The 26,685-nt window shown below is 62.5% G+C and carries 27 protein-coding genes; 8 read left to right on the top strand and 19 right to left on the bottom strand.

Annotated elements, in window-relative coordinates; translation table 11 throughout:
- Positions 1-2: 2 nt before the first annotated feature.
- From NKH83_RS26240 to NKH83_RS26220, 5 genes are all read right to left on the bottom strand, one after another.
- Positions 3-221: a DUF3329 domain-containing protein gene (locus tag NKH83_RS26240; RefSeq protein WP_254815905.1), complete on the bottom strand. Its 219-nt coding sequence runs from the start codon at positions 219-221 to the stop codon at positions 3-5.
- A 41-nt stretch (positions 222-262) separates the two neighbouring features.
- Positions 263-1,180 carry a myo-inosose-2 dehydratase gene (iolE, locus tag NKH83_RS26235; protein WP_352808091.1) on the bottom strand — a complete coding sequence of 306 codons (918 nt, stop codon included), beginning with the start codon at positions 1,178-1,180 and terminating at the stop codon, positions 263-265.
- A 46-nt stretch (positions 1,181-1,226) separates the two neighbouring features.
- Positions 1,227-3,071, bottom strand: coding sequence for a 3D-(3,5/4)-trihydroxycyclohexane-1,2-dione acylhydrolase (decyclizing) (iolD, locus tag NKH83_RS26230; protein WP_352808090.1), 1,845 nt, complete (start codon positions 3,069-3,071; stop codon positions 1,227-1,229).
- A 34-nt stretch (positions 3,072-3,105) separates the two neighbouring features.
- Positions 3,106-5,040: a bifunctional 5-dehydro-2-deoxygluconokinase/5-dehydro-2-deoxyphosphogluconate aldolase gene (locus tag NKH83_RS26225; protein ID WP_352808089.1), complete on the bottom strand. Its 1,935-nt coding sequence runs from the start codon at positions 5,038-5,040 to the stop codon at positions 3,106-3,108.
- Positions 5,041-5,239: 199 nt separating this feature from the next.
- Positions 5,240-5,968 (bottom strand): SDR family oxidoreductase, encoded by a 729-nt coding sequence (locus tag NKH83_RS26220; RefSeq protein WP_352808088.1) that lies wholly within the window; start codon positions 5,966-5,968, stop codon positions 5,240-5,242.
- Positions 5,969-6,104: 136 nt separating this feature from the next.
- Between NKH83_RS26220 and NKH83_RS26215 the strand changes: the two genes are divergently transcribed.
- Entirely contained in the window at positions 6,105-6,995 is an 891-nt protein-coding gene (locus NKH83_RS26215; RefSeq protein ID WP_352808087.1) for an AraC family transcriptional regulator, read from the top strand.
- Here NKH83_RS26215 and NKH83_RS26210 read toward each other — a convergent pair.
- The gene (locus NKH83_RS26210) at positions 6,992-7,837 is read right to left on the bottom strand and encodes a MurR/RpiR family transcriptional regulator (protein WP_352464792.1); all 846 of its coding nucleotides are present in this window, start codon (positions 7,835-7,837) and stop codon (positions 6,992-6,994) included. The two genes, NKH83_RS26215 and NKH83_RS26210, sit on opposite strands and share 4 nt — an antisense overlap.
- A gap of 153 nt (positions 7,838-7,990) precedes the next feature.
- Between NKH83_RS26210 and NKH83_RS26205 the strand changes: the two genes are divergently transcribed.
- On the top strand, positions 7,991-9,100 hold the full coding sequence (locus NKH83_RS26205) for a Gfo/Idh/MocA family protein (protein WP_352808086.1): 1,110 nt from the start codon (positions 7,991-7,993) through the stop codon (positions 9,098-9,100).
- 31 nt (positions 9,101-9,131) lie between these two features.
- Here the strand turns inward: NKH83_RS26205 and NKH83_RS26200 are convergent, their stop codons facing one another.
- Positions 9,132-9,833 (bottom strand): helix-turn-helix transcriptional regulator, encoded by a 702-nt coding sequence (locus tag NKH83_RS26200; protein ID WP_352808085.1) that lies wholly within the window; start codon positions 9,831-9,833, stop codon positions 9,132-9,134.
- Positions 9,834-9,960: 127 nt separating this feature from the next.
- On the opposite strand from NKH83_RS26200, the gene NKH83_RS26195 reads away from it, so the two are divergent.
- Entirely contained in the window at positions 9,961-10,596 is a 636-nt protein-coding gene (locus tag NKH83_RS26195; protein ID WP_352808084.1) for a LysE family translocator, read from the top strand.
- A gap of 49 nt (positions 10,597-10,645) precedes the next feature.
- On the opposite strand, the gene NKH83_RS26190 is transcribed toward NKH83_RS26195, so the two are convergent.
- From NKH83_RS26190 to NKH83_RS26160, 7 genes are all read right to left on the bottom strand, one after another.
- Complete coding sequence (locus NKH83_RS26190; RefSeq protein ID WP_352808083.1) at positions 10,646-11,737, bottom strand: 3-deoxy-7-phosphoheptulonate synthase; 1,092 nt, start codon at positions 11,735-11,737, stop codon at positions 10,646-10,648.
- A gap of 578 nt (positions 11,738-12,315) precedes the next feature.
- A complete protein-coding gene (locus tag NKH83_RS26185; RefSeq protein WP_352808082.1) occupies positions 12,316-13,110 on the bottom strand; it encodes an SDR family oxidoreductase in 795 nt (264 codons plus the stop codon).
- A 23-nt stretch (positions 13,111-13,133) separates the two neighbouring features.
- A complete protein-coding gene (iolG, locus tag NKH83_RS26180) occupies positions 13,134-14,135 on the bottom strand; it encodes an inositol 2-dehydrogenase (protein WP_352808081.1) in 1,002 nt (333 codons plus the stop codon).
- A 65-nt stretch (positions 14,136-14,200) separates the two neighbouring features.
- A complete protein-coding gene (locus NKH83_RS26175; protein WP_254815918.1) occupies positions 14,201-14,968 on the bottom strand; it encodes an ATP-binding cassette domain-containing protein in 768 nt (255 codons plus the stop codon).
- A gap of 2 nt (positions 14,969-14,970) precedes the next feature.
- A complete protein-coding gene (locus NKH83_RS26170; RefSeq protein ID WP_292655972.1) occupies positions 14,971-16,047 on the bottom strand; it encodes an ABC transporter permease in 1,077 nt (358 codons plus the stop codon).
- Positions 16,048-16,141: 94 nt separating this feature from the next.
- Positions 16,142-17,083 (bottom strand): sugar ABC transporter substrate-binding protein, encoded by a 942-nt coding sequence (locus NKH83_RS26165; RefSeq protein WP_352477078.1) that lies wholly within the window; start codon positions 17,081-17,083, stop codon positions 16,142-16,144.
- A gap of 308 nt (positions 17,084-17,391) precedes the next feature.
- The gene (locus tag NKH83_RS26160) at positions 17,392-18,423 is read right to left on the bottom strand and encodes a LacI family DNA-binding transcriptional regulator (RefSeq protein ID WP_352477079.1); all 1,032 of its coding nucleotides are present in this window, start codon (positions 18,421-18,423) and stop codon (positions 17,392-17,394) included.
- Positions 18,424-18,554: 131 nt separating this feature from the next.
- Between NKH83_RS26160 and NKH83_RS26155 the strand changes: the two genes are divergently transcribed.
- The 3 genes from NKH83_RS26155 to NKH83_RS26145 are packed head-to-tail and all read left to right on the top strand — an operon-like array spanning position 18,555 to position 21,272.
- Entirely contained in the window at positions 18,555-19,685 is a 1,131-nt protein-coding gene (locus NKH83_RS26155) for a fatty acid desaturase family protein (RefSeq protein WP_352808111.1), read from the top strand.
- 40 nt (positions 19,686-19,725) lie between these two features.
- Positions 19,726-20,040: a MocE family 2Fe-2S type ferredoxin gene (locus NKH83_RS26150; RefSeq protein ID WP_352477080.1), complete on the top strand. Its 315-nt coding sequence runs from the start codon at positions 19,726-19,728 to the stop codon at positions 20,038-20,040.
- A 2-nt stretch (positions 20,041-20,042) separates the two neighbouring features.
- Complete coding sequence (locus tag NKH83_RS26145) at positions 20,043-21,272, top strand: NAD(P)/FAD-dependent oxidoreductase (RefSeq protein WP_352477108.1); 1,230 nt, start codon at positions 20,043-20,045, stop codon at positions 21,270-21,272.
- Positions 21,273-21,307: 35 nt separating this feature from the next.
- Here NKH83_RS26145 and NKH83_RS26140 read toward each other — a convergent pair whose 3' ends face one another.
- From NKH83_RS26140 to hslV, 5 genes are all read right to left on the bottom strand, one after another.
- On the bottom strand, positions 21,308-22,267 hold the full coding sequence (locus NKH83_RS26140; RefSeq protein WP_352477081.1) for a DUF1402 family protein: 960 nt from the start codon (positions 22,265-22,267) through the stop codon (positions 21,308-21,310).
- Between the two features lie 183 nt (positions 22,268-22,450).
- A complete protein-coding gene (gene hslU / locus NKH83_RS26135) occupies positions 22,451-23,764 on the bottom strand; it encodes an ATP-dependent protease ATPase subunit HslU (RefSeq protein WP_352477083.1) in 1,314 nt (437 codons plus the stop codon).
- A gap of 4 nt (positions 23,765-23,768) precedes the next feature.
- Entirely contained in the window at positions 23,769-24,365 is a 597-nt protein-coding gene (locus NKH83_RS26130; protein ID WP_352477084.1) for a DUF2585 domain-containing protein, read from the bottom strand.
- Between the two features lie 4 nt (positions 24,366-24,369).
- Complete coding sequence (locus NKH83_RS26125; protein WP_352477085.1) at positions 24,370-24,912, bottom strand: GNAT family N-acetyltransferase; 543 nt, start codon at positions 24,910-24,912, stop codon at positions 24,370-24,372.
- Positions 24,902-25,453, bottom strand: a complete 552-nt coding sequence (gene hslV / locus NKH83_RS26120) for an ATP-dependent protease subunit HslV (protein WP_254815927.1) — start codon at positions 25,451-25,453, stop codon at positions 24,902-24,904. The genes NKH83_RS26125 and hslV overlap by 11 nt, the downstream gene beginning before the upstream one ends.
- A gap of 223 nt (positions 25,454-25,676) precedes the next feature.
- Between hslV and hisB the strand changes: the two genes are divergently transcribed.
- Positions 25,677-26,276 (top strand): imidazoleglycerol-phosphate dehydratase HisB, encoded by a 600-nt coding sequence (gene hisB, locus NKH83_RS26115; protein ID WP_352477086.1) that lies wholly within the window; start codon positions 25,677-25,679, stop codon positions 26,274-26,276.
- 4 nt (positions 26,277-26,280) lie between these two features.
- Positions 26,281-26,685 (top strand): DUF2628 domain-containing protein (locus tag NKH83_RS26110; protein WP_352808080.1); only part of this gene is annotated, 405 nt, incomplete at its 3' end.

The following is a 26,685-nucleotide window of genomic DNA, read 5'->3' as shown; positions in this document are numbered from 1 at the left end:
GGTCATTCCTTCGGTTTGGCGTCCGCCGATGGCTTGTCCTCGTCAGCCGGCTTGTAGAGATAGAAGAATTGCCAGACAGCATAGCCGGCGAAGCCGAGCGCGATCACGCCCCAGAACGGCGTGCCGGTGGCGAATTCGATCACCGACCAGACCAGGCAGACCGCGACAACGGCAACGCGCCGCCACAGCGGCCGGAAAAACGGGTGCTCGGAGTCTTTCATCGGATCACCCCCGGCATCGGATCAGCCCTTCCTCGCGAGCCTCAAGCATTGGGAAAGCCTTGTGTCTCCACCGTATAGCCGGCCGCTGTCATCACCCGCATCAATTCCTTGTAGCCGACCTGCGCCATCTTGAGCGGCGGGTTCTTCTTCGGATCCTGCTCGGCCTCGACCACGAACCAGCCTTCATAGCCATGGTCGGCGAGCCTCTGGACGATGGCGCCAAAGTCCAGCGAGCCATCTCCCGGCACGGTGAAGGCACCAAGCGCCACCGCATCGAGAAAGGATTGCCTGCTACGATCCAGCTTGTTGATCACCTCCATGCGCACGTCTTTCACATGCACGTGGTTGATGCGCCGGTGGTGGTTATCAATAGCGCGCAGCACATCGCCCCCGGCAAAGGCCAGGTGACCCGCGTCGAGCAGCAGTGGAATGCCTTCTCCCGAATAGCGCATGAAGGCGTCGAGCTCTGGCTCGGTCTCGACCACCGCCGCCATGTGATGGTGATAGGAGAGCGGCATGCCTTGCTCGGCACACCATTCGCCGAACTGCGTGAGCTGCTTCGCGTAGGCTTTCATCTCATCGTCCGAAAGCCTGGGCTTGCTGGCGAGGGGTTTCGAGCGGTCGCCCTGGATGGAGCGGCCGACTTCGCCATAGACGATGCAGGGCGCATTCACCGCCTTGAACAGATCGATCATCGGCTGGATACGATCCTTGTTTTTCGCCATGTCTTCATTGACCAGCGTCCCCGAGAACCAGCCGCCGCAAAGTGTCACGTCGGCCTCTTTCAGGATCGGCAGCATGATTTGCGGATCGTTGGGAAAGCGGCGGCCCATTTCCATGCCGGTAAAGCCAGCCGAGCGCGACTGGCCCAGGCACTCCTCCAGCGACACATCATCGCTGAGTTCGGCAAGATCGTCGTTCCACCATGCAATGGGGGACATGCCCAGTTTGGCTTTCAAGTCGTCACTCCAGTTTCGGACATTTCGAGGCGCGTTCGCGGATGGCTCAAAGAACCCGCCCGCTCAGCGCTTCCTCGTATTTCTTGCGCGCCGCATTCACTTGCGGCCGTGCCGAGACTTCCGGCACTGCGACATCCCACCAGCTTCCACCGGCCTCGGTCGAAACCAGCGGGTCGGTGTCGATGACCAGCACGGTCGTTCGCGTGTTCTTCTTCGCTTGCGCCAGCGCCGTTTCCAGCCCGGCGATCGATGGCACTTTTTCGGCAATCGCACCCATGCTCGCAGCATGTGCGGCGAAGTCGATCTCGGGCAAGGTTTCGTGACGGGCGTCCTTCAGCAGATTGTTGAAGTTGGCGCCGCCGGTCGCCATCTGCAGCCGGTTGATGCAGCCATAGCCGCGGTTGTCGAGCAGCACGATGGTCAGCTTGAGGCCGAGCATCACAGAGGTCGCGATCTCGGAATTGAGCATCAGGTAGGAGCCGTCGCCGATCATCACGACTACCTCTTGGTCCGGCTTGGCCATCTTGACGCCGAGTCCGCCGGCGATTTCATAGCCCATTGTCGAGAACCCGTATTCTGCGTGGTAGGAGCCGGGCGCACCCGCCTGCCAGAGCTTGTGCAACTCGCCGGGCAAGCCGCCGGCGGCATGGAGCAGTACCACGCCGGAGCCCATGGCGCGCTGTACGGCGCCGATCACCTGCGCGTCGGACGGATAGGCGGCATTGGTCGACGCAGTCACCTTGCCCGCCTCCGCCTGCCACTCCTTTTTGCCCTTGATCGCATTGTCGGTCCAGGCGGCAGGCGCCTTCCAGCCCTTCAGCGCCTCGCCGAGTTCGGCGAGCCCTTCCGCCGCATCGGCGACCAGCGTCAGCGCCTGGTGCTTTCCGGCGTCGAAGGGCTGGACGTTGAGTCCGATCATGGTCCTGCCGGCGTTCTTGAACAGTGCCCAGGAGCCGGTAGTGAAGTCCTGCAGCCTGGTGCCGACGGCAAGCACGACGTCGGCCTCTTCGGCCAGCCTGTTGGCAGCCGAAGTGCCGGTGACGCCGACCGCCGCCATGTTCAGCGGATGATCGTCGGGCAGCGAGGATTTGCCGCCTTGCGTCTCGCAGACCGGAACGCCGGCGTCCTGCACCAGTCTGGCCAGTTCACCCGAGGCCTGCGAATAGAGTACGCCGCCGCCGGCAATCACCAATGGCTTCTTCGCCGCTTTAAGTGCTGCCACCGCGGCGGCCAGCTCCTGGCGATCCGGACGTGGTCGCCGCTGATGCCAGATTCGTTCGGCAAAGAAGCTCTCGGGGTAGTCATACGCTTCTGCCTGCACGTCCTGGCACAGCGCCAGCGTCACCGGGCCGCATTCGGCGGGATCGGTCAGCACCTGCATGGCGCGGTTGAGCGCCGGCATGATCTGCTCCGGCCGGGTGATGCGGTCGAAATAGCGCGACACCGGCCGGAGGCAGTCATTGACGGTCGCCGTGCCGTCGGAGAAATCCTCGGCCTGCTGCAGGACGGGGTCGGGAATGCGATTGGCAAAGACGTCGCCGGGCAGAAACAGGACAGGCAACCTGTTTACATGCGCAAGCGCCGCAGCGGTCACCATGTTGAGCGCGCCGGGGCCGATCGAACTGGTCGCAGCCATGAAGCGGCGGCGGAAATTGGCTTTGGCATAGGCGATCGCCGCATGCGCCATTGCCTGCTCGTTATGGGCACGGAAGGTCGGCAGCTCGTCGCGAACCTGGTACAGCGCCTCGCCGACGCCGGCGACATTGCCGTGGCCGAAGATCGCCCAGACACCGCCGAAGATCGGCACCTTCTTCCCGTCCATCTCGGTCATCTGTCGAGCAAGAAAGCGGGTCAGAGCCTGCGCCATCGTCAGGCGGATTGTCTTGGTCATGTCGGTTCCTCCGCAGTCCTTATGCCGCGCCTTCTTATGCTGCTTTGCGGCCGCGCGCGGCAAGCCACGCCTCGGTCAGTCTCTCGAAGCGAGATGCCATGTCGGCAACCGCTTCATCGTCCGACATCTTGCCGGCAAGCCATTGTTCGGCCGCGTTGATGAAGATGGTGCGGCCGACGGCAAAGCCCTTGACGATGGGCGCCTTGGCGGTGGCGGCAAAGGCCGCTTCCAGCTCGTCCTGCGGCGCTTCCAAACCGAGCAGTACAATCCCGCGGCACCACGGATCGTTTTTCAGGATCACCGCCTCGATCTTTGCCCATGCGCCGTGCGATGCCTGCGGTTCGAGCTTCCACCAATCGGGCTTGATGCCGAGTGCGTAGAGTTCCTCGAGCGCGCGCGGGATGGTCATGTCGTCGAGCTTGCCATGCTTGCCGGCGATGATCTCCACCAGAAGTTCTCTGCCCACTTTCCGCGCGGCCTCGAACAAAGCGCGCAGTTTCTGCTGCTGTTCGGTCTTCAGCTCCGCCGGATCATCGGGATGATAGAAGCACAGGCACTTGATGCAGTGGTCGACCGGCCATTCGGTCAGTTGCGAACCAATGTCTTGCGAGAACTCGAAGCGAAGCGGCCGCGAACCCGGCAACTCGACCGGCCGGCCGAGCCAGGTGAAGGAATGGTGGGCGAATTCGAACATCGCCTCGCGTCCGTATTTTTCGTCGAGCAGCATGCCATAGCCGGCGCGGCCGGCCGCGACTTTGGCCGCAGCCTTGACGGTCAGCACCTTGAAAGCCGGGATCCGCGACGGATCGGCGCCGGCTTTTGCCGCGACGTCCTCCAGCTGGACGCGGTGGTCGCAGGCGAACGCCATCAGCGAGGGGATGTCGCGCCGGCGCGTGGTCGCCCAATGGATGTGGTTGATCGCCTCGTCCTTGCGCAGCGCCAGGTGCTTGCTGCCGTTTTTCAGGAAGAACTGCAATTCCTCGAAAGTCGGGTATTCAGGTGCGCAGAGGAGCCGCGACACGGCAAATGCCCCGCAGGCATTGGCCCAGGTCGCCGCCGTCGCCAGGCTTTCCTCGCCGAGCCAGCCGCGCAGGAAGCCCGACATGAAGGCGTCGCCGGCGCCAAGCACATTGTAGACCTCGATAGGAAACCCCTTGCCGACGATACCGTCCTCGAGATCGTCACTGATCGGCCCGTCATAGACGATGCAGCCCATGGCGCCGCGCTTCAGCACGATCGTTGCCGCCGACAGCGAGCGGATGGTTTTCAGCGCGCTCAGGCAATCATCTGCGCCCGACGCGATCATGATTTCCTCTTCGGTGCCGACGATGAGATCGCAGTCGGGCAGCACCGTCTTCAGCCGCGCCGACACGCGGTCGGATTTCACATAGCGCTCAAAGCCTTCGGCGTGGCCGGCGAGACCCCAGAGGTTGGGGCGGTAGTCGATGTCGAACACCACCTTGCCGCCTTTGGCTTTCGTGACACGGATCGCCTTGCGCTGGGCGGCGTCGCTGTTGGGTCGTGAAAAATGCGTGCCGGTGACGACGATCGCGCGTGCTGAAGCGATGAACGCCTCATCGATGTCGTCTTGCGAAAGCGCCATGTCGGCGCAATCGCTGCGATAGAAGATCATCGGCGAGACGCCTTCATCCTCGACCGACAGCAGCACCAGGGCGGTCAGCCGCTCCGGATCGGCCTTGAGGCCTTGGACCGAAACGCCCTCGCGGGTCAGCTGCTCGCGGATGAAGCGGCCCATCTGCTCATTGCCGACGCGGGTGAGCAGCGCCGAGCGCAGGCCTAGTCTGGCAGTGCCGACTGCGATATTGGCCGGACAGCCGCCGACCGACTTGGCAAAGGAAGTAATGTCCTCAAGGCGCGAGCCGATCTGCTGGCCGTAGAGATCGACGGAAGCGCGGCCGATCGTGATGATGTCGAGCGGCGAATATTTCGCTTCCACGGCCTCGCCCATTCGAACCTCCCATCGGCTTTGTTGTCTTGGGTAACACGCGCGAGCGGCAGCGTGGCGCCAGCAATATGAAATAATAATTCCAATCCATAGTCAATATGGAACGAGCATTCCCAAGCTGAAAAGTGCTGTGCAAAGCTCGCGCGTTCAGAAACTTTGAAGTCAGACGAACGTCAAGTGTCTACCACTGAGACCAGCTGATTTACCAAGGAAGTGGGCCATCATCGTTGAAGTAGCCGGCGGTCGGGCCATCGGCGTCCAAGGTCGCCAGGTGAATGACGATCTCCGCCGCCTGCTGCACCGTACGGTGACCTTTATACCCGTTGAGATCGGTGGCAGTGTAGCCAGGCGCGGCGGCGTTGACCTTGATGCCTTGCGGTGCGAGCTCCCTGGCGAAGGCCACCGTGATGGCGTTTAACGCTGTCTTGGAGCTGCCGTAGCTCATCATATTGACGGCGTGGTTCGCGGTGGCGGGATCCAGCGCCCGGCCGATGGAGCCGGTGGAGCTGCTCACCATCACGATCCGGGCAGCAGGTGCTGCCAGCAGCAGCGGCAGGAATGCCTGGGTCACGCGGATCGGGCCGAAGACATTGACGTCGTAGGTGGCCTGGATATCGGCGATCCGCTGCTGGCTCGGCGGCAGGTCGTAGTTGATGGCGACGCCGGCGTTGTTCACCAGCACGTCAAGGCGGGGGCTGGCCTGCCTGAACGCCTCGGCTGCCGCCTTCACACTGTCATCCCTCGTGACGTCCAGCTCAAGCCACTCCACGTCGTGGCCTTCGGCGCGCAATGCCTGCGCCGCCGCCATGCCGCGTTCGGCGCTCCTGGCGCCGAGCCAGACCTTGAAGCCCATGGTCGCCATTCGCCGGGCGATTTCACGGCCTATACCCTTGTTGGCGCCGGTCACCAGCGCAGTTTTCGATGTCGTCATATCGTATCTCCATGTTTGCTGTGGAAGACCCACAAATGGCGCGAGGCAGCGGGCGCCGCGCGCCGGAAACTCTCCAGCTCTTGCCTAATCCTCTCACGCTGTTGCGCGGCCAGTGCGAATGCGCGATGCTGGCGCAATGAGCGAGGCGCTGCAGGAGTTGATCGAAATCGCCGGCCGCCATGCGCGCGGGCGAAGAATAAGAACGGCGATTCCCCGCGTTTCGATCGGCCGCAGCGAAGTCGCGACGGCGCCATTGCCGGGTGTGTGGGGGTCGGGGGTCTTATTCGTATTGCAGGGCGCGAAGACGGTTCTGATCGGCGACCGGGCTCTTCGTTACGACCCGGCCAGCTATTTTATCTACACTGTCGAGACGCCCAGCATCAGCCAGATAGTCGAAGCGAGCGCCGCACGTCCTTATCTGGCCATTGGCTTGACCCTTGACCTGCAGGCTGTCGCCGCGCTCCTCGTTGAGCACGGGCCGATCCTCGGCGGCGACAGGTTCTCCACCTCTCCCGTTGATGACGACCTGCTCGACGCGTTGCGTCGAATGCTGCGGCTGCTTGACCGGCCAGCGGAGATTCCCGTGCTCGCGGCCATGCTCGAGCGGGAGATGCTGTTTCGGCTCCTGCAAGGCCCGCAAGGCGGAAAGCTTCGTGAACTTGCGCGCGCCGACGGCCATCTGTCCCGGATTGGCCAGGCGATCGCCCGGATCCGCTCGCATCCCCATCAGCCGGTTCGGGTCGGGGATCTGGCCGAAATCGCCCATATGAGCAGTGCTGCGTTTTATCGTCACTTCAGGGCGGCGACGGCCATGAGCCCAATCCAGTATCAAAAGCAAATCCGCTTGCTGGAAGCCCGCCATCTGCTGATTGCCCAGCCGGGCAACGTGGCGCGTGTCGCCTTCGCTGTCGGCTATGAGAGTGCTTCCCAGTTCAGCCGGGAGTATGCCCGCCAGTTCGGATCGCCGCCTGCCCGCGACGCAGCGCGGCTTTTGGCAGGAGGCGAAACGGCAATAGAGGTGATCTAAGGCTTGCGCTTCCTGCCGCTGTCGCGCCGCTTCTCGCCGACCGCGACGGTCAGCGCCATGGCCAAGGCCATCGTCGCCGACAGCGAGCGGAAGCCGGCGAAATCGGCCTCGGCGACCTCGAACCAGACCCTGGCGAACTGGGCGAGCGGCGAAAAGGAGGAGTCGGTAATCGCCACGATCGGCACGCCTTGCTCCGAAATGACGCGCGCCTCCTCGATGGTGGCCGGGGCATAGGGTGAAAAGCTTATGGCGATGACCGCGTCCCTTGGAGAGGCAAAGCCGATCATCTCCGCATTGAGGCCGGCGGCCGATTCGATCAGCTGGTTGCGGATCTTGAGCTTGCCCAATGCGTAGGCGATGTAGGAGGCGACCGGGTAGGAGCGCCGCTTGGCCAGCACGTAAATGGTTTCGGCCTTGGCCAGCACGGCGATCGCATCTTCGAAATGGTCTTCATTCAGCGTGCGCGAAATGTCGTTGAGCGAGGTGCTGGCTGCGGCAACAAAACCGTCGAAAATCGCGCGGTGGCCGGCGCCTTCCTCGGCCTTGGCGCGCAATGCCGCCAGCCTTTCATCATAGGACGAGTTGCGCTCGCGCAGACGCTCGCGAAACACCAACTGCAGGCTGGTGAAACCATCAAAACCAAGCTGCTGGGCAAAGCGGATCAGCGTCGAAGGCTGGACACCGGCGGAAGCGGCGATGCTGGCGGCGGTGCCGAAGGCGATATCGTCTGGGTTGTCGAGCGCATAGGCGGCGATCTGGGCGATACGTTTCGGCAGGCTCTGGCGCCGCTCCAGGATCGTCGCCCGCAGCGTCTCGAAATCGCGCGGCACCCGTTCGTCCATCGTCGCTCCGCCCAGGCCCATCGTCTGGTTCCCTCTGTGCCCCATCATAGCGGGCCTGTGCAAGAACACCATAAAAAATGAGACAAGCGTTCCATCTGCAGACAAAATGGACTAATTCATCCACACAAACTTTGCACACAGGGAGGCAAGCGGATGGTCGGGGTAGGTCTTATCGGCACGGGCTTCATGGGCAAGTGCCACGCCATTGCCTGGAACGCGGTTGGTACCGTCTTTCCCGATGTGGACAAGCCAAGGCTGGTTCATCTGGGCGAGGTCAACGAGGACCTTGCCACACGCCGTGCCAGCGAATTCGGCTTCGCCAGGGCCTCCGGTGACTGGCGCGCGGTGGTCGACGATCCCGACGTCGATGTCATCTCGCTGACCACGCCGAACCAGTTCCACCCGGAAATGGCCATCGCCATCCTCGAAGCCGGGAAGCATCTGTGGTGTGAAAAACCGATGGCGCCGAGTTTTGCGGAGGCGCAAGCAATGGCTGCGGCAGCCCAAAAGTCCGGCAAAGTCGCCGCGCTCGGCTATAACTACATCCAGAACCCCGCAATCCGCCATATCGGCGCGCTGCTCGACGAGAAGATCATCGGCGAGGTCAACCATCTGCGCATCGAGATGGACGAGGACTTCATGGCCGATCCGGAGGCGCTGTTCTTCTGGAAGCACGAGGCGGCGTCCGGTTACGGCGCGCTCGACGATTTCGCCGTGCATCCGCTTTCGCTCATCGCCGTGCTGTTCGGCCGCGTTGCCCGCGTCATGTGCGACATGGCCAAACCCTATGCCGAACGCCGCGTCGCCTCTGGCGGGCGCCGCGCGGTCGAAACCTACGACATCGCCAGCATCCTGATGCATCTTGAAAACGGCATCGCCGGCACGCTGCTGGTCAACCGTTCGGCCTGGGGCCGCAAAGGCCGGATCGCCATCCAGATTTTTGGCTCGAAGGGCTCGATCCTGTACGATCAGGAGCGGATGAATGAGTTCCAGCTCTATCTGACAGCCGACCGGCCGACCGAGCAAGGCTATCGCACCATCCTTGTGGCGCCGCACCACAAGCCCTACGACGCCTTCCTGCCGGCACCCGGCCACGGTCTTGGCTTCAACGACCTCAAGATCATCGAATGCAGGGAACTTTTGACGCGGCTGGCCGGCAAGCCGGCGCGCATCATCGACTTCGACGAAGGCCTGGAGATCGAGCGCACCGTGCACGCGATGGCCAGGTCGTTCAGTGAGAGCCGCTGGGAGGACGTGAGATAGCCCCCCCGGCATCCGCTTCACAGTGGCCGCTTCAGCCGCCTGCGGCCGAGGTGTCCGTTTCCCACCCGTTCACCCAGACCTGCCGCAAGCCGTCGCCTGCACCCTTGAACCATAGTCCCGTCGCCTGGCAATCCTCGATCCGGTCGCTGCGGAAATTGCGGATTGCCTGGCGCAGCTCGCACCAGGCAACGATGTTGGCGGTTTCGGAGTAGTAGATGAGGGCGATCGGACAGATGATGCGCTCGGTGGCTCGGCCCAGTTCGTCGCGGTAGGAAAGGTCCAGCTTGGCCTCGTCGCGGATGGCACGGCGCACCAACGCCAGATCGACCGCGGAGGCCGATGGCGCGGCAAAACCCCATGCATGCAACTGATTGGCGTCGAGCGTCTGGCGCAAAGGCGGCGGCACCGCGCCGGCAATCTTGGCGCTGACGCGCTTGGCCGCCTGCTTGAGCTCGCTGTCGCCCGTGCGTTCGAGCAGCGCGAGAGACAGTACGATCGCCTCCATCTCCTCGATCGAAAACATCAACGGCGGCAAGTCGAAGCCAGGACGCAATATGTAGCCGATGCCGCGCCCGCCCTCGATCGGCACGCGCATCGCCTGCAGCGCGGCAATGTCACGATAGACCGAGCGCACCGTCACCTCCAGCCGCTCGGCGATCATTGCCGCCGTCACCGGCTTCCTCGCCAGCCGCAGGATCTGGATGATCTCGAACAGACGCGATGCCTTGCGCATTCCCTCACTCGGCCCGAAGGCAACTGACAACACCTCGTCAGTTGGACTGACCTATAGGATCGTCTATCGGATTGAAAATCAACAAGTTCCTCTGCAGCTCGCCTGCATGAGGCGACAGGCAACTGACATGGACTACGCGGCAAACCTCTGGCTCTTTTTTCTCCTCCTTGTCGGCATCATCATCGTGCCCGGCATGGACATGCTTTTCGTGCTTGCCAATGCGCTGACCGGCGGCAGCAGCAGAGGGCTTGCGGCGACCGGCGGCATCATGCTGGGCGGCGTGGTGCATACGCTGAACGGCGCGCTCGGCGTCGGCCTGCTCATGCATTTCTTGCCGATCCTCTTCAATCCGCTGCTGATTGCCGGCGCCGCCTACATGGCCTTTATCGGCATCACGCTGATGCGCAGCTCCATCACCGTCGGCCATGACGGCCCTGCCGCCAGCCGCTCCGCATGGAAGGCCTTTCGCCAGGGGATCATGACCTGCCTGATCAATCCAAAGGCCTATCTCTTTGTTCTTGCCGTCTATCCGCAGTTTCTGAGGCCGGATTACGGTCCGATCTGGATGCAGGCGATCATCATGGGGCTGATGACGATCGCCACACAGTTCGCTGTCTATGGCGGACTCGCAATTACCGCCGGTCGCAGCCGGGATCTGCTGGTCGCCAATCCAAGGGCAACCGCTCTTGCCGGCCGGGCGGCCGGACTGCTTCTCGTTGCGGTTTCGGCGCTCACCGTCTGGGAAGGCCTGAAGGCGGCGTGAATTCCGAGCCCGAAGGGCGCAACGTCCATGGCAGCGGCGCCGGCCGGGGTCATGCGGCTCCCGCACGGCTTGATATCATGGCGCGTCGCACCGACCGGCGCCGCTCGACCGCGTCGGCAAGGCCGTAAAGCACCGTCTCGGTGGTTGCCCAGTCGATGCAGCCATCGGTGATGCTCTGGCCATAGACAAGCGGCTTGCCCGGCACGACATCCTGCCGGCCGGCGACAAGGTTGCTCTCGATCATGACGCCGATGATGCGCTCGTCGCCCGCCGCGACCTGGCACGCCACCTCGGCTGCCACCCCTGGCTGGTTTTCCGGCTTCTTGCTGCTGTTGGCGTGGCTGACATCGATCATCAGCCGCGGCGCCACGCCGATCCGGCCGAGTTCCGCGCAGGCAGCAGCAATGCTTGCCGCGTCATAATTCGGCACAATACCGCCGCGCAGGATGACGTGGCAGTCCTCGTTGCCGGTGGTCGTAGCGATGGCGCTGCGCCCACCTTTCGTCACCGCCATGAAATGATGCGGCTGGGCGGCGGATTTCACGGCTTCGGCGGCGATCCGCAAATTGCCGTCGGTGCCGTTCTTGAAGCCGACCGGGCAGGACAGGCCTGACGCCAGTTCGCGATGGATCTGGCTCTCGGTCGTGCGCGCGCCGATCGCGCCCCAGGCGACGAGGTCGGCAATATATTGCGGGGTGGCCATGTCGAGGAATTCGGTGGCCGCCGGAAGGCCGAGATTGTTGACCGCGGAGAGCACGTTGCGGGCCATCCGCAACCCCTTGTCGATGTTGAAGCTGCCGTCGAGATCGGGATCGTTGATCAGGCCTTTCCAACCGACCGTCGTGCGCGGCTTCTCGAAATACACCCGCATCACGATCTCCAGCCGGTCCGACAGGCTTTCGCGCAGCGTCGCCAGACGACTGGCATAGTCCACGGCAGCCGCCGGGTCGTGGATCGAACAGGGGCCGACGACAACCACCAGCCGGTCGTCGGCGCCGGTCAGCACGGCGTGGATCGCGTTGCGTGATGCAGCAACGGTGCGCGTCGCCGTCAGCGTGCGCGGTATCTCCCGCATCACCTCGTCCGGCGTGCTCAATTCCCTTATTTCTTTGACCCGAAGATCGTCTGTGGTCGTCAACACGGCTTTCTGCTCCTGTTTGTTTGGAGCATGATCTTTTCCGAAAACCGGACGCCACTTTTCGGGATCATGCTTTAGGAGACCTGCCGGCAAACAAAAAAGCCGCCAGGTCTGGCGGCTGTTCGGATTTGATGCTGCAATCTTCAGATCGAGCGCAATCCTCCCGCCGCCAGCGAGCTGCTAAAGTACCAATACGTGGCGGTCAGGTTGATCATGCCAGCCCTATAGCCGAAACTGCGGCGCTTGTCACGCACCTGATGAGGCTGCGTAGTAGCGCTGCGCATGGGATCTGACGGGTTGGAGGCCTGTTGGCAGCCAATTCGGGATTGGTCGAAGCCTCCGCAACTTCGTCATCCCAGGGCGAAGCAGGAGCGAAGCTCCGTCGCGAAGACCCTGGGATCCATGCCGTAACCTTGGCCGAGGGGTGCAGCGGAGCAGAATTCTGCACCGTTGCGGCGCTCTGAAGGCGCGGCATGGATCCTGGGGTCTGCGCCGCGTCGCTTCGCTCCTTACTCCGCCCCAGGATGACGAAGCGATGGGCGTTCTGCCCATTGACCAGTGCGTCAGGGTGCGCCGCGACACTATTCCGGCGACGCCCCCGCGATGCTCTGGTCGTAGTCGACCAGCGATCCGGTCATGACGCCGGACTGCGGGCTGATCATATAGCTGATCAATCGGGCAAGCTGTGCCGGTTTCACCAATTGACCCATCGGCTGCGCGGCCTCGGCCCTTTCCAGCCAGTCGTCCGGCGCGTCGTGCCATTTTTTCTGCACGATCGCTTCGCCCTCGGTGTCCATCCAGCCGGGGAGCACCGCATTGCAGCGGATGCGATTGCCGCGATAGGCATTGGCGACATTCTTGGTCAGTGTCGCCAGCGCACCCTTGCTCGATGAATAGGATGCCAGGAACGACTGGCCGCAATGCGCCGACATCGACAGCACGTTGACGATCGAGCCCGGTGCCTTGCGCGCAAGCAAATGCGCCACCACGCCCTGCATCAGGAAAAACGGGCCGCGCACATTGGTCTGGAATATCTGGTCGAAGAGATCCTCGGAGGTCTCGACCAGCGAGCCACGAGCCGAGGTGGCAGCGGCGTTGACCAGCGCGTTGACGGTACCGAAATGACCAATCGCCATTTCGACCGCACGCTTGCAGTCGGCCACTTTTGAGACGTCGGCGCTGATGAAGATGGCATCGACGCCTGCCCGCTTGAGAGTGGCGACAGCCTTGTCGCCCTTTTCCTGCGAGCGGCCGATCAGCGCCAGCGCCCGGCAGCCCTCGTCGGCCAGCGCTTCGGCCACGGCGAAGCCGATGCCTTGCGCGCCGCCGGTGACTATGGCGCGTGTTTCGGAATTGCGACCGGCTGAACCGTTCATCGCCTTGCTCCTGTGCTTGATAGTCAGATTGTTTTATCGAGGCGGACGGTTTTGCCTTCCTTGGCCGATTCCAGCGCCGCATCTGCCAGCCTGAGCGCCACCAGGCCATCCTGGCCGCTCGGCGCCGCCTTCTTGCCCGACGTCGCTGCCGCGATGAAGGCGGCGATCTCGTTGGCATAGGCGTCGAGATAACGGGTCATGAAGAAATCGTGCAGCGGCGGCCGCGTATAACCTTTCTCGTTGGCCAGTTCGATCGACACCGGCCGCTGGTTTTCGGCCGCGATCATGCCTTTCGAGCCATGCACCTCGATGCGCTGGTCGTAGCCATAGGTGGCGCGACGCGAGTTGGAGATGACGCATTGCTTGCCGGAGGCGGTTTCGAGAATGACGCTGACGCTGTCGAAGTCGCCGGCTTCGCCGATCTTTTTGTCGACCAGCACCGAAGCGTGCGCGCTGACCGCCACCGGCTCCTCGCCGAGCAGGAAGCGCGCCATGTCGAAATCATGAATGGTCATGTCGCGGAAGATGCCGCCCGAGCGGCCGATATAGTCGAGCGGCGGCGGGCCGGGATCGCGCGAGGTGATCGTCACCATTTCGACGGTGCCGATGGCGCCGTCGTCGATCGCCTTGCGCACGGCGGCAAAATGCGGATCGAAGCGGCGGTTGAAGCCGACCATCAGGGTGGCGCCGGCCTTGTCGACGACGGCCAGGCAACGTTCCACCCTGGCGGCGTCGAGGTCGATCGGCTTTTCGCAGAAAATCGCTTTACCCGCTTTGGCGAAGCGTTCGATCAGATCGGCATGGGTGTCGGTCGGCGTGCAGATGACGACCGCATCGATATCGCCGGCCTTCTCGATGGCATCGATGCTGCGCACTTCGGCGCCATAGGCAGAGGCCAGATCGGTCGCCGCCTTCTCGAAGGCGTCGGCAACTGCAACCAGCCTGGCCTGCGGATTGGAACCAACGGCGCGAGCATGGACCTTGCCGATACGGCCGGCACCGAGAAGAGCAAAGCGAAGAGGCATGAAGAATTTTCCTTTGAGGATGGTTGGGAAGGGAAGGCGTGTCAGCGCCGGTGGCCTCGTTGCCGTTACGCCGCAAGCTCCGCCTGCCCGGTCTTGGCACCGGTGATGTAGGAGACGATATCGTTGCCGTCGGTGTCTTGCTTGCGCAAATTGGCGACGATGCGGCCGCGCCGGAAAACGACGATGCGGTCGACCAGGTCGAACACCTGGCGCATGTTGTGAGAGATCAGGATCAGCGGTTCGCCATTTTCCTTCAGCGTGCGGATGATGTTTTCGACCTGCATCGTCTCCTGCACGCCGAGTGCCGCCGTCGGCTCATCCATGATGATGAGTTTGGAAGCAAAGGTCGCGGTTCTGGCAATTGCCACGCACTGGCGCTGGCCGCCCGACATATGGCGGATGGTGTTGGAAAGATTGGGGATCTTGACCGCCGTGCGGACCAAGGCTGCCTCGGTCGCCTTGCGCATGAACTTGCGATCGAGGATCGAGAAGGGTCCTAGATTGAACAGCACCCGCTCGCGGCCGAGGAACAGGTTCGACGGCACGTCGAGGTCGTCGGCGAGCGCCAGGTTCTGGAACACCGTCTCGATGCCCGCCTCGCGGGCTTCGATCGGACCGGCAAAATTCACTTCCTTGCCGTCGAACCACATCCTGCCGCTGGTGCGCTGCTCGACGCCGGTGATCTGGCGTACGAAGGTCGATTTGCCAGCACCGTTGTCGCCCATGATAGCGACATGCTCGCCCTTGCGCAGCTCGAAGTTGGCACCCTCCAGCGCATGGACGCCGCCATAATACTTGGTCAGGTTTTCGGTCTTCAGGACGATGTCCGACATGATCAAGCCCTCATTGCCCGCAGGCGTTGGCGCCACTGGTCGAGAACGACTGCGCCGACGATGATCACGCCTTTGACCATCTCCTGATAATAGGCGTCGAGGCGCAGAAAGGTGAAGCCGGAGATGATGACGCCGAAGATCAGCGAGCCGATCACCGTCCCAATAATCGAGCCGCGGCCGCCCGACAGCGAGACGCCGCCGATAACCGCCATGGCGATCGCGTCGAGCTCGTACATCACACCCATGCCGGCCTGGGCGGTGAGATTCTTCGAGCTCAGCACCACGGCGGCGAGCGCGGCGAGGACGCCGGCAATGACGTAGACGAGGATCTTGTGGTTGGCGATGTTGATGCCGGACATGCGCGCGGCGTCCTCATTGGAGCCGATTGCATAGCAGTGCTTGCCATATTTGGTGTAGCTCAGGATCAGCTGAAACAGCACCGCGAGCGATATGAAGATGATGACCGGCATCAGCCCCTTGCCGATGGCGGCGAAACTCTCGGTCGGAAACGAGATCGGCTGTCCCTTCGACCACCATTTGGCGATGCCGCGCGCGGTGACCATCATGCCGAGCGTGGCGATGAACGGCGGAATGCGGGTGTAGGCGATCAATGCACCGTTGACCAGGCCGGCCAGCAGTCCGCAGCCGATCGCGACCAGCACCGGCACGATCACCGGCAGGTCGGTCCAGCCCTGGGCGATGAACATCGCCTTGGGGTTCGGGTTGCCGTTGACGGTCGCCACCTGGGCGAAGCTCATGGCGATCATTGCCGTGGCGCCGACGATCGAACCTGAGGACAGGTCGATGCCGCCGGTAATGATCACCTGCGTCACGCCGATGGCAATGATGCCGACGATCGACACCTGCAGGATGATGATCTGCAGGCGCGCTTCGTTGAAGATCGCATCGATATTGTCGCGGGTATTGAACAGGAAGCTGTCGCCCAGGAAGACCCGGCCGATCAGCTCGAAAGCGCCGACCAGGATGACGAGCGCCAGGAAGACGTTGAATTCGGCCGGCCATGCGCGCCGCTTCGCATCATAGCTGAGCCCGCCGACGCCGTGAGATGTCTGTGCCAATCGTGCTTCCTCCGTCAGCCACGGTCTCTTCGGCCGCTCTTCAGGCCGAGAGAGAAGGAGGAGCGGCGCTGGTGCGCCGCTCCGGTCCGCTGCCTCAGTTCTTCTTCAGGAACTTGTCGATATTCGCCGGCGTGACCAATTGGAACGGGATGTAGACCTTGTGCTCGACCTTTTCGCCCTTCGCCAGCTTGAGCGCCGCGTCAAGCGCGCCGGCGCCCTGGCCGGCCGCGTCCTGGAACACCGTCACATCGAGATCGCCCGCCTGCATCGCCGCAAGCGCGTCCTGGGTAGCGTCGACGCCGCCGACGACAACCGACTTCATGTCGATGTTGGCGGCCTTCATCGCCTGAATGGCGCCGATCGCGCTTTCGTCATTGTTGGCGATGACGCCGTCGAACGGCTTGCCGGTCGACAGCCAGTTGGTCATCAGGTTCTGCGCTTCTTCGCGCTTCCAGTTCGACGTCTGCTTATCGATGATCTTGATGAAGCTGCACTCCGGCGTGGCGATCACATCGTCAATGTCCTTGGTGCGCTGCACCGCTGCCTGGTTCGACAGTTCGCCCATGATCACATAGACGTTGGCTTCAGTCTTGCCGGCCTCCTTGAACAGGCGGCAGACCTCCTTGGTCTCGAGCGTGCCGGAATCGGCTTCGTTCGAGGCGACGAAGGCCTGGTTTTCGGGCAGCGTGTCGACGTTGACCGGCTCGCGATTGACATAGACCAGTGGAATCTTGGCGGCGGCGGCTGCGTCCGACATCGCCTGGGTAGCCGAGGTGTCGACCGGGTTGACGATGATGGCGTCGACGCCCGAGGCGGCGAAGTTCTTGATCTGGTCGAGTTGCTTGGCGACGTCGTTCTGCGCATCCTCCACCTGCAGTTCAACGCCGTCCATGCCCTTGGCCTGCTCGATCATGCCATTGCGCAGCACGGTGAGAAAATTGTCGTCGAACAACGCCATCGACACGCCGATCTTGGCAGCGAAGGCGGACGAACTCATCAGCGCCACGAACGCGACGCCCAACAGCAGTTTTTTCATTTTATTTCTCCTCCACATTGGTGTCCGGCTGCACCGATCTACCCGGAATCCCCGATCTCGCAGGGAATTCTCTCCCGATTGCCATTTTAGTTCCGGAGGCATTTGCCTGAAACAGATCTTCCGGAACGAAAGAACCAAAATGCTCAGTCGGTGAAATATTTATTCCATTTCGCGTGGGCGTCAAGCGAGATTTCGCCATGAAGGATGGATTTTCGGCATTTCAAGCGCATTTGGACGGACGCTCAGGCAAGCCAAGCCTGAAAGCGTTCTGATAGATTACATCATGTCTGCCGCCAATGACCGCGACGTCAGATGTTTTCCGGCAGATAGATGTCGAAGGGCAGAAAGGTCTGGCCCGGCGCATTCGCAGCGCCGCTCTCGATGGCATGCGCCATCAGCCCGACAAGCTCGCGGCAAAGCGCTGCCAGTGGCGTCGAGATCACCATCGTCAGAAAATTATCCGCCAGCGCCGAGCGGGAATCGGGCGTGATCTCGTTGCAGACGACCGCCGGCATCTCTGCCGGCTTTGCCTCCCTCAGCGCCGAGATCGCGCCTTCCATGCCGCCACCGGCGACATAGCAGCCGACGAGATCAGGGTGGCGGGCTAGAAGCTCGATCATTGCATCATGCGTGATCTGGTTTGCTTCCAGATTGACCAACGTCTCGAGCAGAGTGAATTCCGGCGCCTGCTCGCGAAAGAAGGAGCGAAAACCGATCTCGCGAAGCTCATGGCCATGGAAGCGATGGCTGCCGACGAAGAGGGCAACCTTGCCAGGCCTCTTCGCAGCCTTCGAGATCATCCAGGCGGCGGTGCGGCCGACCTTGCGATTGTCCAGGCCGACATAGCCCTCGCGAATACCGGACGCAAAGTCGGAAAGCAGGGAGAACACCGGCACGCCATTGGCTTTGAGAGCCTCGACGGCGACCGTCAGCGTCGGGTGATCAGGCCCGACCAGGGCGACGGCCCTGGATTTGGCGGCCAGCTTGCGCATCCGCTCGACGATCTCGTCCGGCGCCAGCGAGCCGGCGAAGTCGATGGTCGCCACGCCGCGAAAGCGCGGCGACTGCGATACCGCCAGTTCAAGCTCGCGGGCAAATTCGTTGTAGAAGACGTCCTCCCGCCGCAACAGCAGGAACCCGAGCCGATACTCCGGCAATTCATGGCGCATCCGCTGCTTGATCAGCCCGGCTGCGTGATAGCCAATGCTGGTCGCCGCTTCATAGACGCGGCGCGCGGTTTCCTCGCGCACCGGCAACCGGTTGTTCAGCACCCGGTCGACGGTGGCGACGCTGACCCCCGAAATGCGTGCCAGGTCGGTAATCGTCGGCCGTTTCGCCATCGCTGCCTCGCTCTATTGTCCTGCTTTTACACCATTATGATGGAAAATGATAGAAACTATCTTTGTGATATTGAGCCTATCAGGCTTCGGCGTTATTTGAATGCGGACCGACTATGATCGAGGCCTCCGCCATGGTGGATATTGGACTCCGAACCGGGAACACGATCGCCACAGCAGCGTCCCGGCGTGACTACAGCCTGATCGGCCGCGACGCGAAGCTCGCCATCGAGAACGGGCTGGCGGCGGCCGAGTGGTATCACACGCACGTGCCACGCAAGCAGATGAAGGAGCTGATGCAGCGCTCCGACGGCCCGGCGATCCGCGATACGGTCATCTGGCTCGGCGCCTTAATCCTGAGCGGAGCCGGCGGCGTCTGGTTCTGGGGCAGCTGGTGGTGCGTGCCGTTCTTCTTCGTCTACGGCGTCCTCTACGGCTCCTCCACCGATTCACGCTGGCACGAATGCGGCCACGGCACCGCCTTCAGGACGCAGTGGATGAACGACGTGGTCTATCAGATCGCCTGCTTCATGATCATGCGCAACCCGGTGACCTGGCGCTGGAGCCATACGCGCCACCATACCGATACCATCATCGTCGGCCGCGATCCGGAGATCTCGGTGATGCGTCCGCCCGATCTGCTGCGCGTCGTGCTCAACTTCGTCGGCATTCTCGACGCCTGGCATGCGATGAGGGACATGCTGCGCAATGCAGCCGGTATCGTCAGTCCGGCCGAAAGAACCTTCATTCCCGACCAGGAGCAGCCGAAGGCAATTGGCATTGCCCGCATCTGGACGACAGTCTATGCCGCGACCATCGTGCTGGCGCTCTACACGGGCTCGTTCCTGCCGCTGATGCTGGTCGGGCTGCCCAGGCTTTACGGCGCGTGGCACCATGTCATGGTCGGCCTGCTGCAGCATGGCGGCCTGGCTGAAAACGTCACCGATCACCGGCTCAACAGCCGCACCGTCTACATGAACCCGATAAGCCGCTTCATTTACTGGAACATGAACTACCACGTCGAGCATCACATGTTTCCCATGGTGCCCTATCATGCGCTGCCCAGGCTGCATGAGCTGATCAAGCACGATCTGCCGGCGCCGACACCGTCCATCCTGGCCGGCTACCGCGAGATGATACCGACCTTCCTGCGGCAGCTGCGCAATGAGGATTATTTCATCAAGCGCGAACTGCCGCCGACGGCGAGGCCCTATCGCGAGCACTTCCACAACGACAACGCTACCGCTGCGGTGGCTGCCGAATGACAAGGCCATGCCGAGGCACCAAAAATCGAGGGACCCGTAAATGAGCGACTGGGTCGAGGCCTGTGACGCCGAGGACATCGACGAAGAGGACGTGATGCGCTTCGACCATGGCGGCCGCACCTTTGCTATCTATCGCAGCCCCAACGACGAGTATTTCGCCACCGACGGGCTTTGCACGCATGAGAAGGTGCATCTGGCCGACGGGCTGGTCATGGACGACATCATCGAATGCCCGAAGCACAATGGCCGCTTCAACTACAAGACAGGGGCTGCCAGGGGCGCGCCTGTCTGCGTCGATCTAAGGACCTATCTGGTCAAAGTCGACGCCGGCAAAGTCCTTGTCCGGATCGGTTGATGATGACGAAGGGAATGGTCGTCATCGGCGCCGGCGAATGCGGCGGGCGCGCCGCCCTTGCGCTGCGCGAGCTCGGCTATGATGGCCCCGTAACCTTGGTCGGCGACGAGCCGCATCTTCCCTATGAGCGCCCGCCGCTGTCGAAAGACGCGATGGTCGCCGACGCGCCCCTGATCAAGGCGATCGCCAGCGACGCGATCCTGGCCGAGCGCTCTATCCGGCATATCCATTCGGTTCTGGCTGTGGCGATCGACCGCACGGCGCATGTCGTGCGCCTGTCCGACGGTTCCGCCCTGGCCTACGACAAGCTCCTGCTGGCGACCGGTTCGGTGCCGCGCAAACTGCCTATGCCGGGCCTTGGCGGGCGCTGCGTCTATCTGCGAACCTTCAACGATGCGCTGGCCATTCGTGCCCATCTCAACGCCGGCAATCGCATCGCCATAGTCGGCGGCGGCTTCATCGGGCTCGAGCTCGCCGCGGCGGCGCGCAGTCTGGGTGCCGCGGTCACCGTCATCGAGGCGCAGCCGCGCATTCTGATGCGCGGCGTGCCGGCCGAGATCGCGCAGGTCATCCATCAGGCGCATGAAGCCGAAGGCGTAAAAATCCTGTGCGGCGAGGGCATCGCGGCCATTGCCGATGACGGCGCCGACGTGCGAATCGCGCTTGCCGGTGGGCACGACATTGTCGCCGATCTTGCCGTGATCGGCATCGGCGCCGTGCCGGTGACCGGACTTGCCGCGGAGGCGGGGCTGACCATCGACAATGGTGTCGCCGTCGACGCCGAGCTTCGCACCAGCGACCGGCATATCTTTGCCGCAGGCGATTGCTGTTCGTTTCCGCTCGCCATCTATGGCGGCCGGCGCGTGCGGTTGGAAGCCTGGCGCAATGCGCAGGAGCAGGGCGCACTCGCCGCAAGGAACATGCTTGGCGCCGGCGAGGCGCATTCGGCGGTGCCTTGGTTCTGGTCGGATCAGTACGGATTGACCCTGCAGATCGCCGGCCTGTCGGACCAAGGCCGCAGCATCGTTCGCCGCGACGTTGGCGACGGCGCCTTCATCCTGTTTCATCTGGCCGAGGACGGCAGGCTGGTTGCGGCAAGCGGCATCGGCCCCGGCAACGCGGTCGCCCGCGATATAAGGCTGGCAGAGATGCTGATTGCAAAGCAGGCAAAGCCGGCGCCGGAAGCGCTAGGCTCGCAAACGGTCAAGCTGAAGTCGCTGCTGGCGGCGTGAGCTGAGGGCGTGGATAGTTGGCCGAACGCGTTTGGCTAAAACAGCGCTTTCAGCTCCGGCAGCTTGTCGTTGATCAGCCAGCCATAGTAATTTTCCTCAGGCAGTTTTTCCGGCTCGCCCGCAGCGCGGCGCTTGTCGTTCTCGGCCTTCAGCGCATAGGCGCGCTGTTCGGGGCTGCCGACATTGTAGAGCGTCGACGTGAGGCCGGGATTGCCTGAGATGTCGAAGCCGGCAATGCTTCTATAGGCGTCGATCGATTTCCGGATCGTTGCTGCGACATAAGGCAGTGTCAGGTCAGGATCCATGATGGTCTTGTAGACCGCGTTGGGGTCGCTGACGTCGAGTTCCGGCAGGCCGGAAACCTTGTGCACGAGGTCGCTCATTTCCAGCGCCGTCAACGGATTGAGCTGGCCAAGGCCAAAAGTCTGGCCGGCATAATAAGGTTGGAAGAAAGTGGCACCGAAGCGGTCGTCGGGGAAGCTCTCGCCGTTGACGGTCTTGCCGCGGAACGACCGGTTCCACACCTGCTCGCGGCACTCCCATAGGTCGTAGCTATCGGACGTCCCGGCGCATTTGGCGAATTGCGGCCGCTGCACGAAATCGGTGATGTCCTCGCCGTCATAGGCGAAGGAGAGCTTGCTCGATAAATACGAGATCGCCTTGACGTAGTAGGTCTGCAGCCGGTCGTAGGCATCGACATTGTAGGTGTGCTCGCCGACGATGGCGCCGACGATATGCATTGGGTCGATGCCATAGGCCGCGGCTGCCTGCTTGATCTTGCCGCGCAACTCGGCATCGTTCTGGAGCAGCGCAAAGACTTTGCGGTATTTCGCCTGGAAGGTGGTGTTGGTCGCCTGGGTGCGCCGGCTCGATGCGCCCGGTATGTCAGGCTGCTCGGTGTTGCGGTTGCCCGGCGGCACCATCGTTGCCGCTTGCGCGGCGAACATGGCTGTCGCCAGCGTCAGCCCCAAAATGACGAGGATCAGTTTTTTCATGCGCCACCGCCCAAATAATCGGCGGCAAACTAGGTAATGCTCCACCGGGAGTCGAGAGACGCCTGCACCGGACGGGACGAAAGCTTGCCGGATGCTTCCATTTGGCCACACCTCCGGAATGCCGGGCTGAATTTGACGGAGGCCGGGAGTAATTCCCCGGCCTCTTGGAGAATCAAGAGTCTCCTACAAGATGAAACGCGACAAGTCCGTGTTTCTGGAGAGGTCGCCGACATGCTTCTCGACATAGGCGGCATCGATTGTCACCGAGGTGCCGTTACGGTCCGGCGCGTCATAGGAGATGTCGTCCAGCACCCGTTCCATCACCGTCTGCAGCCGCCTGGCGCCGATATTCTCGACGCTGGCGTTAAGGTCGACGGCGATGCCGGCCAACGAATCGATCGCGTCATCGGTGAAGACCAGGTCGACGCCTTCGGTCTTCATCAGCGCGATATATTGCTTGATCAGGCTGGCTTCGGTCTCGGTGAGGATGCGGACGAAATCGTCCTTCTCCAGCGCCCGCAGCTCGACGCGGATCGGCAGGCGGCCCTGCAATTCCGGCAGCAGGTCGGAGGGCTTGGCGACGTGGAACGCGCCCGAGGCGATGAACAGGATATGGTCGGTCTTCACCGGTCCATATTTGGTCGCAACCGTGGTGCCTTCGACCAGCGGCAGCAGGTCTCGCTGCACACCTTCACGCGAAACACCAGCACCGATGCCGCCTTCGCGCGAGGCGATCTTGTCGATCTCGTCAAGGAAGACGATGCCGTCATTCTCGGTCGATTCGAGAGCCCTGCGCACCACTTCGTCCTGATCGAGCAGCTTGTCGGACTCGTCGCTGATCAACAGCCCGTAGGACTCCTTGACGGTCGTCTTGCGCAACTTGGTCTTCTTGCCGCCCATCGCCTTCGACAGCATGTCGTTGATGTTGAGCACGCCGATATTGGCGCCCGGCATGCCGGGGATCTCGAAGCCAGGCATGCCGCCATTGCCGGTATCGGCCACTTCGATCTCGATCTCCTTGTCGTCGAGCTCGCCGTCGCGCAGCTTCTTGCGGAAACTGTCGCGGGTGGCCGGGCTCGCCGTCTTGCCGACGAGCGCTTCGAGCACCCGTTCCTCGGCGTTGACGTGGGCACGCGCCTTGACGTCCTCGCGCATCTTCTCGCGCACCAGCCCGATGGCGATCTCGACCAGATCGCGGATGATCTGCTCGACGTCGCGGCCGACGTAACCGACCTCGGTGAACTTGGTGGCCTCGACCTTAACGAAAGGCGCACCGGCAAGGCGCGCCAGGCGGCGTGAAATCTCGGTCTTGCCGACACCGGTCGGGCCGATCATCAGGATATTCTTCGGCATCACCTCTTCGCGCATCTGGCCCTCGAGCTGCTGGCGGCGCCAACGGTTGCGCAAGGCAATCGCCACCGCACGCTTGGCATCTTTCTGGCCGATGATGAAGCGGTCGAGTTCCGAAACGATTTCGCGGGGAGAGAAGGTGCTCATATCACTAAATTCCACTTTGCCACTGCCGAATGGACTCGAATGGATGCAGCAGCATGATCACGTTGAGTGTCAGATTGTCCCGGATGAGATAGCCGACACCGAATTCGAAGATGAGGGCGAGGGTGACGATCACCCATATAGGAAGCCTTCGCGCCATGACAAACCCCAGCACCATGGCCAGCGTGTCCGACACCGAATTGACAATGCTGTCGCCATAATAATCGAGCGAGATCGTGCCGGCGCGGTAGCGGTCGATGATGAAAGGACTGTTCTCGAGCAGCTCCCAGCCGCCCTCGATGACGACCGCAAACGCCAGCCTGAGCCCGATCGGCGAGCGCGGGAAAAGGAACCACGCCAGCGCATAGAACAGGAAGCCGTGAATGATGTGCGAGAAGCTGTACCAGTCGGAAATATGCTGGGAATTCTCGGAGCTTTGCACGATGCCGTGCCACAGCTTGACATAGCCGCAGCTACAGATCGGCGTCCGCCCCATGCCGTAGAGGACCCCGGCCTGGAAGATGACCAGGCCGAGAACCAGCAGGAGCCCCATTCGCCAACTGTCTTCGTAGGCCGAGACGGTTTTGTCGCTGGATACGCTCATGCTGTTATTGCCCCTCTTCTGCGTCACCCTGTCCGGCATCACCCTCTGGGGCATCAATGGCCATCAGCACGGCATCGCCATATTCCGACTTCCTGCGATCGATAGCCGTAAAACCGGCCTTTTCATAGGCACGGATAGCCCGTGCATTGGCGGGGTCCGGGTCGATGATGACGCGCGGCGTACCTTCCTCGAAAAGCTGCTCGACGAACTGCCGGACGATCGCGGAGCCGTGGCCGACCCCGACAAGCTCGGGCACGCCGATCGACAGATCGATGCCGAGCGTGCCGAACGGCTGGTCGCTATAGGGATGGCCGTCCTCCAGATGCGGATCGTAGCTCTGCAAATAGCCGATGGGCTTTCCGTCCAGCTCGATGATCAGCGGCTCGACCGAAATGCTGTCGATATGCTCGCGGATCTCCGCAATCTCGGTCTCTGGGTCGTCCCACCACTCGGCGACATGCGGCTCGGCAAGCCAGCCGGCGATCATCGGCAGGTCCCTCTGGGTCACCGGCCGAAAACCATAGCGGAGGCTCCGCTCAGGCGGCATCGAGGGTTTCGACGACGAAGTTGTTGTTTGTGTAGACGCAAATGTCTGACGCGATCTGCATCGCCTTGCGGGCGATCTCCTCTGCGCCCTTGTCGCTGTCCATCAGCGCGCGTGCCGCTGCCAGCGCGTAATTGCCGCCGGAGCCGATGGCCATGACGCCAAATTCGGGCTCCAGCACGTCGCCGGTGCCGGTCAGCGCCAGCGACACCGACTTGTCGGCCACCAGCATCATCGCTTCCAGCCGCCGCAAATAGCGGTCGGTGCGCCAGTCCTTGGCAAGCTCGACGCAGGCGCGTGTCAGCTGGTCGGGATATTGTTCGAGCTTGGCTTCGAGCCGCTCGAGCAGAGTGAAGGCATCGGCGGTGGCGCCAGCGAAACCGGCGATGACGTTGCCGCCCTTGCCGATGCGGCGCACCTTCTTGGCGTTGCCTTTCATGATCGTCTGGCCGAGGCTGACCTGGCCGTCGCCGGCGATCACCACCTTGCCGCCCTTGCGCACGGTCAGGATGGTCGTGGCATGCATGGTCAGTTCATTCGACATTTCCTGCTCCGACAAGCACCGATCCCATCGAGGCGATCGGTGCGTTACGAGTGACTTGATCGGCCATATGTATGCATAGGCCGGACGATTGCAAACCGGCCATCCGCCGGGCCGGATAGTGCTCCGCAGCGGTAACTGGCAATCGCCGGATCATGCTGCTAGAAGGCTTTCGTTTTCAGGCCTGTGAACGCCTGACGTGCAAATCTGAAACAAGGATGAGGTCATGGCGCCCCGTTCCGCCGAGATAAGCCGCAAGACCAGGGAAACCGACATCTCCGTGTCGGTTCAAGTCGACGGCTCGGGCAAATCCGACATTTCGACGGGCGTCGGCTTCTTCGACCATATGCTGGACCAGTTGTCGCGCCATTCGCTGATCGACATGACCGTGAAGGCCAAGGGCGACCTGCATATAGACGACCACCACACCGTCGAGGATACGGGCATCGCGCTCGGCCAGGCGCTGGCCAAGGCATTGGGCGAGCGGCGCGGCATCATGCGCTACGCCACGATCGACCTCGCCATGGACGAGACACTGACGCGGGCGGCAATCGATGTCTCCGGCCGGCCTTTTCTGGTCTGGAATGTTTCGTTCTCGTCGCCGAAGATCGGTACGTTCGACACCGAGCTGGTGCGCGAATTCTTCCACGCGCTGGCGCAGAATGCCGGCATCACGCTGCATATCACCAATCATTACGGCGCCAACAACCACCACATCGCCGAGACCTGCTTCAAGGCCGTGGCGCGTGTGTTGCGTTCGGCACTTGAGCGCGACCTGCGCCAGCCGGACGCGGTTCCCTCCACCAAGGGATCCCTGAAAGGGTAACGCCATGGCCATCTATGTCGTGATGGAGCCGCCAGGCCGCGGTGAAAGCGTGGACACCACCTTTATCCGTGACGGCTTTGCCTGGCTCGGCTTCCTGGTGCCGCCGCTGTGGCTGGCCTGGCACCGGCTGTGGGTCGAGGCGGCATTGGCGTTTGTCGCCATGGGCCTGCTCTCGATACTGGGCGAAAGGCTGGACCTGGAAACAGCCGGCTCGCTTTTATCCTTCCTTGTCATGCTCTTTGTCGGGCTGGAGGGACAAGGCTTGCGAATTGCAGCCCTGCGCCGTCGCGGCTGGCATGAATGGGGCGGGGGCGACGCCCCCCCCCGCCCCCCCCCCCCCCCACCCCAATTTTTTTTTGATGTGATTATAAAAAAAAGAACGAGACCCCCCCACCACAAAGGTGTGGAA

The organism is Mesorhizobium sp. M0909 (genome assembly GCF_040319515.1).
Taxonomy (GTDB): Bacteria; Pseudomonadota; Alphaproteobacteria; order Rhizobiales; family Rhizobiaceae; genus Mesorhizobium.
Note: the sequence above shows the minus strand (reverse complement) of the source record. Positions and strands in the feature narration are given on the sequence as shown.

Coding starts and splice junctions, on each gene's coding strand:
- NKH83_RS26215 (WP_352808087.1), top strand. CDS start 6,105: ATGAGCGAGGCGCTGCAGGAGTTGATCGAAATCGCCGGCCGCCATGCG.
- NKH83_RS26160 (WP_352477079.1), bottom strand. CDS start 18,423: ATGGCGAAACGGCCGACGATTACCGACCTGGCACGCATTTCGGGGGTC.
- NKH83_RS26130 (WP_352477084.1), bottom strand. CDS start 24,365: ATGAGCGTATCCAGCGACAAAACCGTCTCGGCCTACGAAGACAGTTGG.
- NKH83_RS26225 (WP_352808089.1), bottom strand. CDS start 5,040: ATGGGCGAGGCCGTGGAAGCGAAATATTCGCCGCTCGACATCATCACG.
- hslU (WP_352477083.1), bottom strand. CDS start 23,764: ATGAGCACCTTCTCTCCCCGCGAAATCGTTTCGGAACTCGACCGCTTC.
- NKH83_RS26140 (WP_352477081.1), bottom strand. CDS start 22,267: ATGAAAAAACTGATCCTCGTCATTTTGGGGCTGACGCTGGCGACAGCC.
- NKH83_RS26185 (WP_352808082.1), bottom strand. CDS start 13,110: ATGAACGGTTCAGCCGGTCGCAATTCCGAAACACGCGCCATAGTCACC.
- NKH83_RS26125 (WP_352477085.1), bottom strand. CDS start 24,912: ATGCCGCCTGAGCGGAGCCTCCGCTATGGTTTTCGGCCGGTGACCCAG.
- NKH83_RS26210 (WP_352464792.1), bottom strand. CDS start 7,837: ATGGACGAACGGGTGCCGCGCGATTTCGAGACGCTGCGGGCGACGATC.
- NKH83_RS26175 (WP_254815918.1), bottom strand. CDS start 14,968: ATGTCGGACATCGTCCTGAAGACCGAAAACCTGACCAAGTATTATGGC.
- NKH83_RS26220 (WP_352808088.1), bottom strand. CDS start 5,968: ATGACGACATCGAAAACTGCGCTGGTGACCGGCGCCAACAAGGGTATA.
- iolG (WP_352808081.1), bottom strand. CDS start 14,135: ATGCCTCTTCGCTTTGCTCTTCTCGGTGCCGGCCGTATCGGCAAGGTC.
- NKH83_RS26205 (WP_352808086.1), top strand. CDS start 7,991: ATGGTCGGGGTAGGTCTTATCGGCACGGGCTTCATGGGCAAGTGCCAC.
- NKH83_RS26200 (WP_352808085.1), bottom strand. CDS start 9,833: ATGCGCAAGGCATCGCGTCTGTTCGAGATCATCCAGATCCTGCGGCTG.
- hslV (WP_254815927.1), bottom strand. CDS start 25,453: ATGTCGAATGAACTGACCATGCATGCCACGACCATCCTGACCGTGCGC.
- iolD (WP_352808090.1), bottom strand. CDS start 3,071: ATGACCAAGACAATCCGCCTGACGATGGCGCAGGCTCTGACCCGCTTT.
- NKH83_RS26145 (WP_352477108.1), top strand. CDS start 20,043: ATGACGAAGGGAATGGTCGTCATCGGCGCCGGCGAATGCGGCGGGCGC.
- NKH83_RS26155 (WP_352808111.1), top strand. CDS start 18,555: ATGGTGGATATTGGACTCCGAACCGGGAACACGATCGCCACAGCAGCG.
- NKH83_RS26195 (WP_352808084.1), top strand. CDS start 9,961: ATGGACTACGCGGCAAACCTCTGGCTCTTTTTTCTCCTCCTTGTCGGC.
- NKH83_RS26240 (WP_254815905.1), bottom strand. CDS start 221: ATGAAAGACTCCGAGCACCCGTTTTTCCGGCCGCTGTGGCGGCGCGTT.
- hisB (WP_352477086.1), top strand. CDS start 25,677: ATGGCGCCCCGTTCCGCCGAGATAAGCCGCAAGACCAGGGAAACCGAC.
- NKH83_RS26150 (WP_352477080.1), top strand. CDS start 19,726: ATGAGCGACTGGGTCGAGGCCTGTGACGCCGAGGACATCGACGAAGAG.
- NKH83_RS26165 (WP_352477078.1), bottom strand. CDS start 17,083: ATGAAAAAACTGCTGTTGGGCGTCGCGTTCGTGGCGCTGATGAGTTCG.